The organism is Cyanobium sp. N5-Cardenillas, assembly GCF_024345515.1.
GTDB lineage: Bacteria > Cyanobacteriota > Cyanobacteriia > PCC-6307 > Cyanobiaceae > Cyanobium.
This window is the reverse complement of the sequence record NZ_JAGQBG010000091.1, coordinates 1-11,351: the sequence shown is the minus strand read 5'-3', so window position 1 is coordinate 11,351 and position 11,351 is coordinate 1. Positions and strand designations below refer to the sequence as shown.

The window sequence follows — 11,351 nt, the reverse complement described above, 5'->3', positions numbered from 1 at the left end:
TGCGGCAGTCGCCGTGCAGCAGGCCGGCGTCGAGCAGCAGCTTCATCACCTGGGGCATGCCGCCGGCGCGGTGCAGGTCGACGGTGACGAAGCGGCCGCTGGGCTTGAGGTCGCAGATCACCGGCACTTTCTGGCGGATCGTCTCGAAGTCGTCGATCGTGAGCGGCACTCCGGCGGTGCGGGCGATCGCCAGCAGGTGCAGCACCGAATTGGTGGAGCCGCCCACCGCCATGATCACGGCGATGGCGTTTTCAAACGCCTCGCGGGTGAGCAGGTCCCGGGGCCGGATGTCGGCGGCGATCGCCTGCACCAGCACCTCGGCGGATCGGGCTGCGCTCTCGGCCTTCTCCGGATCCTCCGCCGCCATGGTGGAACTGTAGGGCAGGCTCAGCCCGAAGGCCTCGAACGCCGAGCTCATCGTGTTGGCGGTGAACATGCCGCCGCAGCTGCCGGCGCCGGGGCAGGCGTTCTTCTCGATTGCCAGCAGTTCCGCCTCATCGATGCGGCCGCCCGACAACTGCCCCACCGCCTCGAAGGCGCTGACCACGGTCAGATCGCAGGGGCCCAGCTTCCCCGGTTTGATCGTGCCGCCGTAGACGAAGATCGCCGGGATGTTCATGCGGGCCATGGCGAGCATGGCGCCGGGCATGTTCTTGTCGCAGCCGCCGATGGCCAGCAGGCCATCCATGCTCTGGGCGTTGCAGGCGGTTTCGATCGAATCGGCGATCACCTCGCGCGACACCAGCGAATACTTCATCCCCTCGGTGCCCATCGAGATGCCGTCGCTGACGGTGATGGTGCCGAACATCTGCGGCATCGCCCCGGCGACCCTCGCGGCCTGCTCGGCCCGCCGGGCCAGGTCGTTGAGGCCGATGTTGCAGGGCGTGATCGTGCTGTAGCCGTTGGCGATGGCCACGATCGGCTTGCCGAAATCCCCATCCCCGAAGCCCACGGCCCGGAGCATGGCCCGGTTGGGGGAGCGTTGAAGGCCCTTGGTGATGGCGTCGGAGCGCAGCATGGCCGGGGTGGATCGGATCTGCAGCAACCTACCGAGGGGCCTGCGCCCTCAGGGCTGGGGCTGCAGCTGCTCCAGCTGGCGGCGCACCTCGTCGATCGCCTGGTTGAGCTTCTGGACGCGGTCGTGCAGCTGATCACGGCCCACCGGCTCGCCGCTGGCCTCCGCCAGCCGTGAGATGCGCAGCATCCGCAGCTGGCGCTGCACGAGGTGCCGCCGTTCGGCGCGGCGCAGCAGCCAGACCGCCAGCCCCGCGGCTCCGGCCACCGCGCCGGCAGCCGCCGCCAGCACCACGATGCCGCCGGCGGACGATTGCTCCCTCGTTTCAGCCATGGACCTGCAAGCGTTGGTGAGCCCGGAATGGAAAACCCAGCCTAGGCAGAGGCGGAGGCGATTCCATACAGCCGTTCACTCACCTCCCCGAAGCCAGGCACGACAAGGTGCTTGTCGTCCACCTCGGGGTCGATGCCGGCGCAATAGATGGTGAGCTGCCCGTGGCGCTCGCCGACGACCTGGAGCCCGGGGCTGGCGGCCAGGGTTGTGATCACCCGCAGCCGTTGCCCTTCCACACCGAGCCCCTGGAGCCGGTCGAGCAGGGCCAGCAGGATCGAGCCACTGGCGATGCAGGGGAGGAACACCAGCACGCCGCTGCGGGGATCGATGGTGGCGGGCAGATCATCCAGGAACCAGTGAGGCTTGTGGTCCGGCCCGCAGGGCTCGATGCCCACGTGGGCCAGCCGGGCCGAAGGCAGTACCGACTGGGCCCCCTGCCACAGGCCCAGACCCCCCCGCAGCACGGGGATCACCAGCAGGGGAATCTCCGGATCCACCACCTGGCCGTCGCTGCGACCCAGCGGCGTCTCGACCGTCACGCGGCGAGGGGGCAGCCAGTCGCGCAGGGATTCGTAGGTGAGCCAGCGGCCCAGTTCCGCCATGGCTGTGGCGAACAGGGGTGACGGGGTGGCCCCATCCCGCAGCAGGGTGAGCCAGTGGCCGATCAGGGGATGGGGGGGCACCACCACCCGCAGGGACATGCTCATGACGGGCTGCGTCTGCCATAGCTTGAACCGGCAGCGTACCGGTGTGGCATGGCCCCCAGCTTCCAGTCCCTTGCGGCGATCGGCCGCCGGATCGTCCCCCTGCTGGGGCCCCTGCTCGCCCTGGTGCTGTGCTGGTCCGTGCTGCCGGCGGGGCCGGCCCTGGCGATCACCGCCCCGGAGTTGCGGGCCCAGCGCTCCTTCCAGGATCTCGATCCCGATCTGCGCGGACGCAACCTGCAGCAGCAGGAATTCCTCAAGGCCTCCATGGAGGGCTTCGACCTGCGTGATGCCGATCTGCGCGGGGCGGTGTTCAATTCCACCAACCTGCGCCAGGCGGATCTGCGCGGTGCCGATCTCGAGGACGTCGTGGCCTTCGCCACCCGTTTCGATGGCGCCGACCTGCGCGGGGCCCAGTTCCGCAACGCCATGCTGATGCAGAGCCGCTTCCGGGATGCCCAGATCGAGGGGGCGGATTTCAGTGATGCCGTGCTGGATCTGCCCGAACAGAGAGCCCTCTGCGCCCGCGCCTCCGGCCGCCACCCCGTCACCGGGGTCGCCACCAGCGAAAGTCTTGGCTGCCGCTGATCCCTGCCGCCGCCTCCCCTAGGTTTCGGTGCTGCCTCCGCTTCTGCTCTGATGACGGCCACCCCCTCCAGACGTCTGCCGGTCACGGTGGTGACCGGTTTTCTGGGGGCCGGCAAGACCACCCTGCTGCGCCACCTGCTACTGGAGAGCGGCCTGCGCCTGGCCGTGCTGGTCAATGAGTTCGGCGAGGTGGGCATCGATGGCGACCTGATCGCCTCCTGCGGCTTCTGCCCGGAGGAGGAGCTCGACGACCGTCTGGTGGAACTCGCCAACGGCTGCCTCTGCTGCACGGTGCAGGACGAGTTCCTGCCCACCATGACCCGCCTGCTGGAGCGCGCCGACCGCCTTGACGGCATCGTGGTGGAAACCAGCGGCCTGGCCCTGCCCGAACCCCTGGTGGCCGCCTTCGGCTGGCCGGAGATCCGCAGCCGCACGCGTGTGCATGGGGTGGTCACGGTGGTGGACGGGGAGGCCCTGGCCGCCGGCCACGTGGTGGGCGATGCCGCCGCGGTGGAGGCCCAGCGCCAGGCCGATCCCAGCCTCGACCACATCAGTGCCATCGAGGATCTGTTCGCCGACCAGCTCGGTGCGGCCGATCTGGTGCTGGTCAGCCGGGCCGATCGCTTGGAGCCGGAGGCCTTCGAGCGGGTGAAGACCACCCTGGCGGCCGGGCTGCGCCCCGGCACCGTGGTCCTGCCGATGGCCCGGGGCCGCCTCGACCCCTCCCTGGTGCTGGATGGCCCCGGCCGGCAGGAGATCGACGCGCACCCCCATCACGACGACGACGACGACGACCACGACCACCACGACCATGCCCACGTGGCGATGGAATCCCTGCTGCTGCGCCGCTCCGGCCGCTGGCAGCGGGCCGCCCTGGAGGCGGAGCTGCAACGGTTGCTGATCGAGCATCCGGTGGTGCGGCTCAAGGGCCGGCTCCGCCAGGGAGGCAAGCGGCTGCCGCTGCAGATCCAGGGGGTGGGCCGGCGTCTCGAGTGCTGGTATGAGGAGCGCGATGCTGCCCCAGTCCCAGAAGCTCCCGCTGAAGGGCCCGGCGAGCAGGACGCCGATGGCCTGGAGCTGGTGGTGCTGGCCACCGCCGGAGCCGCTGGGCCCCTGCGCCAGGCCCTCGATCACCTCTGAGCCCGGTCTGCCCGGGTCAGTCGAGGGGAATGTCCCCCCGGGCGCAGACCCCATCCCAGCAGAGGTCCGTGTTCTCCACCCAGCGGCTGTTGACCGGCTGCCAGCCGCCGGAGGGCTTGAGCATCGTCACCTTGCCCCGGCCATCGTGGCGAAACTCGATCCGTTGCCCCCCCACCAGCAGGAACCAGTGCAGGCCCAGCTCTTCCACCTGCATGTGGCAGTCCTGCCAGGGGCCATCCGCCAGGCGACAACGCAACGACACCAGGCCCGGCATGGAATGGGCCTGCAGGGCGGCACAGGCCACGGTGAAACCCATCAGCCAGGCCAGCACGCGCGGGGCGAGCGGATCCAGCAGAAACCTCCGCAGGGAAGGCACCACGGTCAGCGGAACATGGAACCACCCCCAGGCTGGTCAGGCGGGGCGAGGCTGGTGGGGCGTGCTGCCAAGATTTAACAAACGTCCGTGCCCCCGGTGCCGCTCTTCAACGCCCGCGTTCAGGTATCCCTGCGCCCCTCCGTGCTGGATCCCGCCGGGGAGGCCACTCGGGCCGCCGCCGCCCGGCTCGGGGTGGAAGGGGTGAAACGGCTGCGGATCGGCAAGGCGATCGAACTGGATCTGGAGGCCCCGGACCGGGCCACCGCCCAGGCCCGACTCGAGCTTCTCAGCGACCGCCTTCTGGCCAATCCGGTGATCGAAGACTGGTCGCTGGATCTGTCGGACGCGGGTTGAGGGGAGCGGATCGATGACCGTCGGCATTGTTGTGTTTCCCGGCTCCAACTGTGACCGGGACGTGGCCTGGGCCCTGGAGGGCTGTCTGGGGATCCCGGTGCGCTTCCTCTGGCATGAGGAGCGGGACCTGTCCGGCCTCGAGGCCGTGGTGTTGCCGGGGGGCTTCAGCTACGGCGACTACCTGCGCTGCGGTGCCATTGCCCGCTTCGCGCCGGTGCTGGAGGAAGTGCGCAGCTTCGCCGAGCGCGGCGGCCCGGTGCTCGGCATCTGCAACGGCTTCCAGGTGCTCACGGAGATGGGCCTGTTGCCCGGAGCCCTCACCCGCAACCGGGACCTGCACTTCCTCTGCCAGAACAGCGAGCTGGAGGTGCAGCCCGGGGCCTGCCGCTGGCTCGGCACCTACGGCGCCGGCGAGCGGATCAGCCTGCCCATCGCCCACGGCGAAGGGCGCTATCAGGTGGAGCCGGAGGAGCTGCAGCGCCTTGAAGATCAGGGGTGTGTCGTGCTGCGCTACGTCGCCAATCCGAACGGATCGCGGGGTGATGTGGCCGGCCTGACGGACCCGATGGGCCGCGTGCTCGGCCTGATGCCCCATCCGGAGCGGGCCTGCGACCCGATCACCGGCGGCCTCGATGGCCGCCGCCTGCTGACGTCGCTGCTCGGTTGAGCCCTCAGTCCAGGGCGGCGTAGACGTCGCGGCTGGCCGGGGGATCGGCCGCCAGGGTTCGGCCGCCCGGGCTCCAGTCGGCGGGACAGACCTGGCCCGGATGGTCCCGCACCCACTGGTAGGCCTGCAGCAGCCTGAGGGTTTCATCCACACTGCGGCCGACGGCCGGGTCGTTGATCGTGCAGTGGCGGATCACGCCATCGGGATCGATCAGGAACAGCCCCCTCATGGCCGTGCCGGCCCCTTCGTCCAAGACCTGGTAGGCCCTGGCGATCTCCTTGTTGAGGTCGGAGATGAGTGGATAGGCCACATCCCCGAGGCCACCGCTCTTGCGTTCGGTCTGCACCCAGGCCAGATGGCTGTAGGGACTGTCGACGGAGACGGCCAGGATGTCGGTGGCGAGGCGGGCAAACTCGGCGTGGCGGTCGCTGAAGGCGGTGATCTCCGTAGGACAGACAAAGGTGAAATTGAGCGGGTAGAAGAACAACACCACATGCCGGCCGCGGTAGTCACGCAGTGACAGATCGCGGAAATCCTGATCCACCACGGCGGTGGCGCGAAAGTCGGGGGCCTCAAGGCCGACGAGCCTGCCGGTGCTGGTCATGGTGGCGCCGTCCTCGGGAGCGGGATCAGCCCCCATGCTGCCCCCACCGAGCCTGGCCGTACAATGGTTGTCAAGTCAGCGATGAATCCACGATGGGTTGGGATCCAGCCGTTCTGCGTAAATACAACACCACCGGTCATTTCCGACTGATCAATCAGCTGCGCTCCGAACTCAAGGGCAACCCCCTCATCCGCCCCAAGGACGGCGAGACCGTGGGTGCCGCCAACCGCAGTAAGAGCCTCACCCGGGCCCTTCAGAACCGTTCCCAGGCAGGGGGTTACGGCCGCAGTCGCCGTCCGATTCAGACCCCCCAGGCCGCTGTCCCTGCCCCCCTTCCCCTGATCGCTCCGGAGCAGGTATCGCTGGACAGTGCAGAAAGTCAGGAGGCGGCCAATGCCCGCAGCTTCCGCGAACGGCTCAACGCCATCGAGATGCGCTGAAGCCGCCAAAGGGGTTCCGTCGCATTCACCCCGCCTGGTCTTTTGACCGGGGGGGGGGAAGGACTTGACCGACTGAAAATGGCGGCCTGAAAAGAAGTGGATCCCATGGCATGGGATCTCCACAATGGCTCGGGGGAGACTTGAACTCCCGACCTTGGGGTTATGAATCCCACGCTCTAACCAGCTGAGCTACCGAGCCAATTGATGGGATCCTAGACGATCACCTTCACAGCCCCCGAGCCGCATCAGGCCCGGGGTGGGAGCATCTGCAGGGGGTTGATGGCGCCGCGGCCGGGGGGGTGAATCTCGAAGTGCAGGTGGGGGCCGGTGCTGCGGCCGGTGCTGCCCATCTGGCTGATCACCTGCCCCTGGGCCACCGCGTCGCCCTTGCTCACGAGCAGACGGCTGTTGTGGGCGTACAGGCTGCGGCTGCCATCCGGGTGGGCGATCTCCACGAGGTAGCCATAGCCGCCCTCATGCCAGCCGGCGAAGGAGACCTGACCCTCCTTGGCGGCCATGATCGGCGTGCCGACGTTGTTGGCGACATCGATGCCCTTGTGCATCCGTCCCCATCGCCAGCCGAAGCCGGAGGTGAACACCCCTTTGGTGGGCCAGATCCAGGTGGTGGAGGGGGCGGTGCTGCCGCCGTTGAACTGGGGCTGGGGGTCGTCACCGAAGTCAGGGATGTCGGGCCAGCTGAGGCCGCCGCTCGTTGAGGGCTTCAGGCCCAGCAGCATGCGGGTCCGGCCGGGGGCCGACTGGGCAAGTCGCACCTGGCTGCCCACCACAAGCCGGGCCGTTTCCAGGCCTGGATTCAGACGAACCAGCTCGGCCACGCTGAGGCCGTAGCGCTGGGCCAGCTTCAGCACGGTGTCGCCAAAGCGCACCACGCCGTCGTTTTCCACCGGCGGTGGGGTGGAGACAGGGGGGGACTGGCGCTGGACCGAGGTGTCGAGGGAGGCAATGCGACCGAGGCGCTCCTTGCCACGGGAGGGCACCACGAGCCAGTCGCCGTTGCCAAAGCGATGGTCTTCATCCACGTCGTTCAGACGGGCCAGGCGGCTCTCGTCAAGGTCGAGGGCCGTGGAGAGCTCCTCGATGGAGACGGCACGGCGCACCTTGACCCAGACCCGATCAGCGGAAGTGGGCAGGGACGCCAGAAGAGTTTCGGTGGACACCGTGCTGGGGGTGTCGTCAGCCAGGACAGCCACGAGCGGCACGACGGCCGGTGTGGAGAGCAGAAAGGGAAGAATCAAGCGGAAAGGCTTCATGCATTTCACATCCATCGGACAAAACCCAGCAGAGAAGCCAACATCTGCGGGTCGGCCAGAGAGTAGCGCTATGAACCTCCTGCAGCAAGGTTCATCAGGCACAACTCGGTCCGGACACCGGGGGCCAGCCGATCCGGGCTCAGGGTTCGCTGCCCCCGTCCGGCCCCAGCTGGCGCAGGGCCTCGAACAGCACGATGCCAACGGACACCGAGAGATTCAGGCTGCGCACACCCCCTTCGCCGTGGCGGGCCCGGCGGGCCATGGGGATCGTGAGCCGCGCCTCGGCCGTCGCCTGCAGGGCGTTCGGTAATCCGTCCGTCTCCCGTCCGAACAGCAGCCAGTCGTCGTTGCGGAAGCGGAAGTCCGTGTAGGCCGCCTCCACCTGGCTGCTGAGGGCGATCAGGCGGCCGCCCCGCCGTTGCCGTTCGGCCAGGAAGCAGCCCAGGTCGCTGTGGCGCTGCAGCGACACCCAGGGCCAGTAGTCCAGGCCGGCCCGGCGCAGATGGCGGTCGCTGATCGTGAAACCGAGCGGTTCGATCAGATGCAGCTCCGTGGCTGTGGCGGCGCAGGTGCGCGCCACGTTGCCCGTGTTCGGGGGAATCTGGGGCTGGTACAGAACGACGCGGGGCATGGGGCGTGGCCCTCAGTGCTCGGCAGGGACGGGCTGGCTGAGGGCCAGCAGGTCGATGGCGCGGCCCTGCAGGACGAGCCAGGCGGCCGCGCTCTGGCCCTGGAGCTCCTGCTGCATCGCCCCCAGCCGGTCGCGGAAGCGTGACCCAGCGGCGGTGCTCGGCACCACGCCCCAGCCCGTTTCCTCGCAGACGACCACCAGGGGCGCCCGGCAGCGGCCCATGGCCGTGATCAGGTCGGCGCAGCGGAGCTCCCAGGCCTCCGGCTCCAGATCCAGATGGGCCGCCACCCAGGTGCCGAGGGAATCCACCAGCCCCAGCTGGACCGGTTCCAGGTCGGCGAGGGCGGCAGCGAGTTCACCGCCCACCTCTCGGCAACCCCACTGCGGCGGGCGCCGCTGGCGATGGCGCTGCAGCCGCTCCTGCCAGGAGGGGTCATCGGGCAGCGAGGGACCGGTGGCCAGATACACCACGGCCAGGCCGCTCCGGGCCGCCAGATGCTCGGCCCAGCGGCTCTTGCCCCCCCGCGAAGGCCCGCTGACGAGGGTGAGGAGCGGCTGGGGAGGCTCCTCGGCGAGGGACTCAACCGCCACCGTTCATGTTGCGCAGGGTGGCCACGGAAGAGGGCGAGACGCGGTTGAGGTAGCGGAAGATCCAGTACTTGAAGATCGTGGCCAGCACCACCGGGAAGGTGGCGATGAAGAGCATCACGAAGTTCTCCCTGGCCGGCAATCCGAGATGGTTGGCGATGCCATCGAGCAGCACGGTCCAGCCTTCCGGACTGTGGAATCCCACGAAGATGTCCGTGAACAGGATGATGGCGAACGCCTTGGCACTGTCACTCAGCCCGTACACCAGTTCATCAATGAAGCCCCGCAGCACCTGGATGTCGCGCCGCCCGAAGATGGCGATCATCACAAAGCCGATGAAGCCGGAGATGTCCGCCAGGACGTTCTTGATGGCATGGGTGCTCTCCTGATCGGCCTCCTCCTTGAGGATCTGGGCCCGCTTGGACAGCTCCAGCTGCAGCTCCTCTCGGCTGGGCAGCGGCTTGCCCTCCAGCAGGGCATCGAACTCGATCTCCGCCTGGTAGACCCGCAGCTTCTCGACGGCCCTCTCCTCGAGCTGGGGCTTGGGGTAGGTGAGGAAGGCGTTGTCGGGGGCGAAACGATCCACCAATGGCGACACGATGTAAGTTCGGCTCACCTGCTGAACCAGCACCGGCACCAGAATCAGCAGCAGCAGGATGCGCAGGGAAACGAGGGTGGAATCGCGGCGGCGGCGGAAGCCCGCCACCACACTCGCCTCCGCTTCCGGGTCGAGCTGGCGGCGCACCGAGTCGACCACGCTCACCAGGCTGCGGGGCAGCATCTCCGGCGAGCGGCTGAGGGCCGGCAACTCCTCCCGTGCCACCGCGTAGCGGGCGGTGACCGTGTCGATCAGCTGGAACTGGCGCAGTTCCTGGCCGGAGAGTTCCTGCCGGTAGGGGGCCAGCACTGTCCGAGCCTGACGGCAGACCTGCAGGGCGGCCCTGAAGCGGCGCAGCACCTGGGCCTGCATCGCCCGCGGAATGCTCAGCTCCAGCTCAGGACGCACCGGACGGTCGTTGTAGTGCTCCATCTCGATGCTCTGAATGAGCAGGGCGGCTTCGTAGCCGCGCTCGAGATCGGCGCTCAGGTCCAGAGACTGGGCCCGCCCGAAGGTACCCATCCAGTTCGTCAGTCCCATGGGGAGGCGGCTATTGGGGGAATCAACGGGAGAAGACCCACCAGGTGACCATCGGCACCACGGTCCCCACCACCAGAAGAACGATCACCCAGGTGAAGGCGTTGCTGCTGGAGGTTTCCTCACGGGTGGGAATGTTGCTGACGACGGCGGCGGTCTCCTCGACGACGGGTTCCCCGGGATCTTCACCGCCCTGGAGAACAGTGGCAAGGCGTTGCAGGGCATCGACGGCGGCCTGGCGATAGCGATCACCGCTGCGCAGGGGCTGGGCCATCGTGGTGGCGGCGGTGCTGTCCAGCAGCTCGGTGGGCAGCTGCCGGTCGAGGGGGGCCTGGGCGGCAATGGCCGTGGCCCGGGTCTGGGTGTCGATCAGGAGCAGCAGCAGGGGATCCGGGCTGGTGCCCGCTGGAGGATCAGCCGTCCAGCGCTCCAGGAGCTGGTCGGCCAGGCTGTGGAGACCCAGGCCGTAGTCGAGCCGCGTGAGGGTGATCAGCCGGGCATCGACCCGTTCAGCGGAGAAGCTCTCCAGCTGGTGCTCGATCTCGGCCTTGCCGGCCCGGCTGAGCACCTTGGCGTCATCAAGCACGTGCTCGGCCGGTGGGCGGGGGGGCAGATCGGTGGCGGAGACGGCCAGGGCGGCAGCGACAGGAGCGACCATCACCAGGACAAGGGCCAGCACCAGGGAGAGCAGGGACCGGCGCAGGGGGGTCTCGGAAGCCAAGGCCATCGTGCAAGACGCCACCAGTCTGCCGTTGCCGCTGCGTTCCGGCATCCTGAAGGCTCCATTGGTACCCGATCTCCACGATGGCGATGCCCGCCGCCGCCCGCGTTGTTCTGGCCTGTGGTCTGACGGGACTGGGCCTGGTGGTGCTCAACCAGATGACTGCCCCCAGCCTCGACCCGTCCCTGGAGCGGGCCTCGGTGCTGGGCAGCATCCTGTCGGTGCTGCTGCTGCTGGTGGCCCTGCTGTGGCAGCGGGTGGAGCCCGTGGCGCCGGAGCGGGTACCGCTGGAGGGGCGTGAGGGTCTCCAACTGGCACCGGATCTGGACGCTCCCCTGGCCGAAGAGCTGGGCTGGGGCAGCACGATGCTCTTGACCGCCACGCCAGCGGCCGTGGTGCTCCTGCACTGGCGCGGCCGGATCCTGCTGGAACGGGGTCTGCTGGGAAGCGGTGGCTTCCGGCCGGGGGCGATCTGCCTGCGCAGCATGGCCACCGGCAAGGCGATCTCCCTGGTGGATCTGAAGCTCTACCCGGGTCGGGAGGAGTTCGCCACCCTGCCCGCCGGACTGCCGGCCGTGCTGGTCCAGCCGCTGGGGCAGGAGGGGGTGCTGGTGCTGGGCGGCTGGTCGCCACGTTGTTTCAGCCGCAGCGATCTGACCTGGGTGGAAGGCTGGGGCCGGCGCCTCACAGGCGAATTGGCTCGGGTTTCGGCCGAGGAGGAGCCGGCCTGGCCGGCGTCTTCGACGGCGGCACCTGGAACTGGCTGAACACCTGCCCGCCCGGA

At 68.8% G+C, this 11,351-nt stretch carries 16 protein-coding genes and 1 tRNA gene; 6 read left to right on the top strand and 11 right to left on the bottom strand.

All coding sequences use genetic code 11. The features are described from left to right. From KBZ04_RS08855 to upp, 3 genes are all read right to left on the bottom strand, one after another. The coding region (locus tag KBZ04_RS08855) for a dihydroxy-acid dehydratase (protein ID WP_254991588.1) at positions 1-1,018 on the bottom strand (1,018 nt) is incomplete at its 3' end. A gap of 48 nt (positions 1,019-1,066) precedes the next feature. Next, positions 1,067-1,348, bottom strand: a complete 282-nt coding sequence (locus tag KBZ04_RS08850; RefSeq protein ID WP_254991587.1) for a hypothetical protein — start codon at positions 1,346-1,348, stop codon at positions 1,067-1,069. Between the two features lie 41 nt (positions 1,349-1,389). Next, the gene (gene upp, locus KBZ04_RS08845; RefSeq protein ID WP_254991586.1) at positions 1,390-2,055 is read right to left on the bottom strand and encodes a uracil phosphoribosyltransferase; all 666 of its coding nucleotides are present in this window, start codon (positions 2,053-2,055) and stop codon (positions 1,390-1,392) included. Positions 2,056-2,103: 48 nt separating this feature from the next. On the opposite strand from upp, the gene KBZ04_RS08840 reads away from it, so the two are divergent. Together KBZ04_RS08840 and cobW are read left to right on the top strand one after the other, a co-directional pair. After that, positions 2,104-2,640 carry a pentapeptide repeat-containing protein gene (locus KBZ04_RS08840; protein ID WP_254991585.1) on the top strand — a complete coding sequence of 179 codons (537 nt, stop codon included), beginning with the start codon at positions 2,104-2,106 and terminating at the stop codon, positions 2,638-2,640. 51 nt (positions 2,641-2,691) lie between these two features. Then, positions 2,692-3,780, top strand: a complete 1,089-nt coding sequence (gene cobW, locus KBZ04_RS08835) for a cobalamin biosynthesis protein CobW (RefSeq protein WP_254991584.1) — start codon at positions 2,692-2,694, stop codon at positions 3,778-3,780. 16 nt (positions 3,781-3,796) lie between these two features. On the opposite strand, the gene KBZ04_RS08830 is transcribed toward cobW, so the two are convergent. Further along, positions 3,797-4,159: a hypothetical protein gene (locus tag KBZ04_RS08830; RefSeq protein WP_254991583.1), complete on the bottom strand. Its 363-nt coding sequence runs from the start codon at positions 4,157-4,159 to the stop codon at positions 3,797-3,799. A gap of 93 nt (positions 4,160-4,252) precedes the next feature. Between KBZ04_RS08830 and purS the strand changes: the two genes are divergently transcribed. Continuing rightward, positions 4,253-4,510, top strand: coding sequence for a phosphoribosylformylglycinamidine synthase subunit PurS (gene purS, locus KBZ04_RS08825; RefSeq protein WP_254991590.1), 258 nt, complete (start codon positions 4,253-4,255; stop codon positions 4,508-4,510). A 13-nt stretch (positions 4,511-4,523) separates the two neighbouring features. Then, on the top strand, positions 4,524-5,177 hold the full coding sequence (gene purQ / locus KBZ04_RS08820) for a phosphoribosylformylglycinamidine synthase subunit PurQ (RefSeq protein WP_254991582.1): 654 nt from the start codon (positions 4,524-4,526) through the stop codon (positions 5,175-5,177). Positions 5,178-5,181: 4 nt separating this feature from the next. Here the strand turns inward: purQ and KBZ04_RS08815 are convergent, their stop codons facing one another. Next, positions 5,182-5,781: a peroxiredoxin gene (locus tag KBZ04_RS08815; protein WP_254991589.1), complete on the bottom strand. Its 600-nt coding sequence runs from the start codon at positions 5,779-5,781 to the stop codon at positions 5,182-5,184. 92 nt (positions 5,782-5,873) lie between these two features. Between KBZ04_RS08815 and KBZ04_RS08810 the strand changes: the two genes are divergently transcribed. Then, complete coding sequence (locus KBZ04_RS08810; RefSeq protein WP_254991581.1) at positions 5,874-6,221, top strand: hypothetical protein; 348 nt, start codon at positions 5,874-5,876, stop codon at positions 6,219-6,221. Positions 6,222-6,346: 125 nt separating this feature from the next. Here KBZ04_RS08810 and KBZ04_RS08805 read toward each other — a convergent pair. The 6 genes from KBZ04_RS08805 to psb32 all read right to left on the bottom strand — a co-directional run bounded on the left by KBZ04_RS08805 (position 6,347) and on the right by psb32 (position 10,573). Then, positions 6,347-6,420: transfer RNA gene (locus tag KBZ04_RS08805), tRNA-Met, on the bottom strand. A 46-nt stretch (positions 6,421-6,466) separates the two neighbouring features. Continuing rightward, entirely contained in the window at positions 6,467-7,477 is a 1,011-nt protein-coding gene (locus KBZ04_RS08800; RefSeq protein WP_254991579.1) for a LysM peptidoglycan-binding domain-containing M23 family metallopeptidase, read from the bottom strand. Between the two features lie 154 nt (positions 7,478-7,631). Continuing rightward, positions 7,632-8,123, bottom strand: coding sequence for a tRNA (cytidine(34)-2'-O)-methyltransferase (locus KBZ04_RS08795; RefSeq protein WP_254991578.1), 492 nt, complete (start codon positions 8,121-8,123; stop codon positions 7,632-7,634). Positions 8,124-8,135: 12 nt separating this feature from the next. Further along, entirely contained in the window at positions 8,136-8,714 is a 579-nt protein-coding gene (locus KBZ04_RS08790) for a bifunctional adenosylcobinamide kinase/adenosylcobinamide-phosphate guanylyltransferase (protein ID WP_254991577.1), read from the bottom strand. Further along, positions 8,704-9,849, bottom strand: coding sequence for a proton extrusion protein PcxA (gene pxcA / locus KBZ04_RS08785; protein ID WP_254991576.1), 1,146 nt, complete (start codon positions 9,847-9,849; stop codon positions 8,704-8,706). Before pxcA ends, KBZ04_RS08790 begins: the two co-directional genes overlap by 11 nt. Positions 9,850-9,871: 22 nt before the next feature. After that, a complete protein-coding gene (gene psb32 / locus KBZ04_RS08780) occupies positions 9,872-10,573 on the bottom strand; it encodes a photosystem II repair protein Psb32 (protein ID WP_254991575.1) in 702 nt (233 codons plus the stop codon). Between the two features lie 77 nt (positions 10,574-10,650). On the opposite strand from psb32, the gene KBZ04_RS08775 reads away from it, so the two are divergent. After that, on the top strand, positions 10,651-11,334 hold the full coding sequence (locus tag KBZ04_RS08775) for a cofactor assembly of complex C subunit B (RefSeq protein ID WP_254991574.1): 684 nt from the start codon (positions 10,651-10,653) through the stop codon (positions 11,332-11,334). Positions 11,335-11,351: the final 17 nt, after the last annotated feature.

Excerpts from the sequence above, each read along its gene's own strand:
- KBZ04_RS08850 (WP_254991587.1), bottom strand. The coding sequence starts at position 1,348 with ATGGCTGAAACGAGGGAGCAATCGTCCGCCGGCGGCATCGTGGTGCTG.
- KBZ04_RS08840 (WP_254991585.1), top strand. The coding sequence starts at position 2,104 with ATGGCCCCCAGCTTCCAGTCCCTTGCGGCGATCGGCCGCCGGATCGTC.
- KBZ04_RS08815 (WP_254991589.1), bottom strand. The coding sequence starts at position 5,781 with ATGACCAGCACCGGCAGGCTCGTCGGCCTTGAGGCCCCCGACTTTCGC.
- KBZ04_RS08795 (WP_254991578.1), bottom strand. The coding sequence starts at position 8,123 with ATGCCCCGCGTCGTTCTGTACCAGCCCCAGATTCCCCCGAACACGGGC.
- KBZ04_RS08775 (WP_254991574.1), top strand. The coding sequence starts at position 10,651 with ATGGCGATGCCCGCCGCCGCCCGCGTTGTTCTGGCCTGTGGTCTGACG.
- purQ (WP_254991582.1), top strand. The coding sequence starts at position 4,524 with ATGACCGTCGGCATTGTTGTGTTTCCCGGCTCCAACTGTGACCGGGAC.
- upp (WP_254991586.1), bottom strand. The coding sequence starts at position 2,055 with ATGAGCATGTCCCTGCGGGTGGTGGTGCCCCCCCATCCCCTGATCGGC.
- pxcA (WP_254991576.1), bottom strand. The coding sequence starts at position 9,849 with ATGGGACTGACGAACTGGATGGGTACCTTCGGGCGGGCCCAGTCTCTG.
- cobW (WP_254991584.1), top strand. The coding sequence starts at position 2,692 with ATGACGGCCACCCCCTCCAGACGTCTGCCGGTCACGGTGGTGACCGGT.
- KBZ04_RS08810 (WP_254991581.1), top strand. The coding sequence starts at position 5,874 with ATGGGTTGGGATCCAGCCGTTCTGCGTAAATACAACACCACCGGTCAT.
- psb32 (WP_254991575.1), bottom strand. The coding sequence starts at position 10,573 with ATGGCCTTGGCTTCCGAGACCCCCCTGCGCCGGTCCCTGCTCTCCCTG.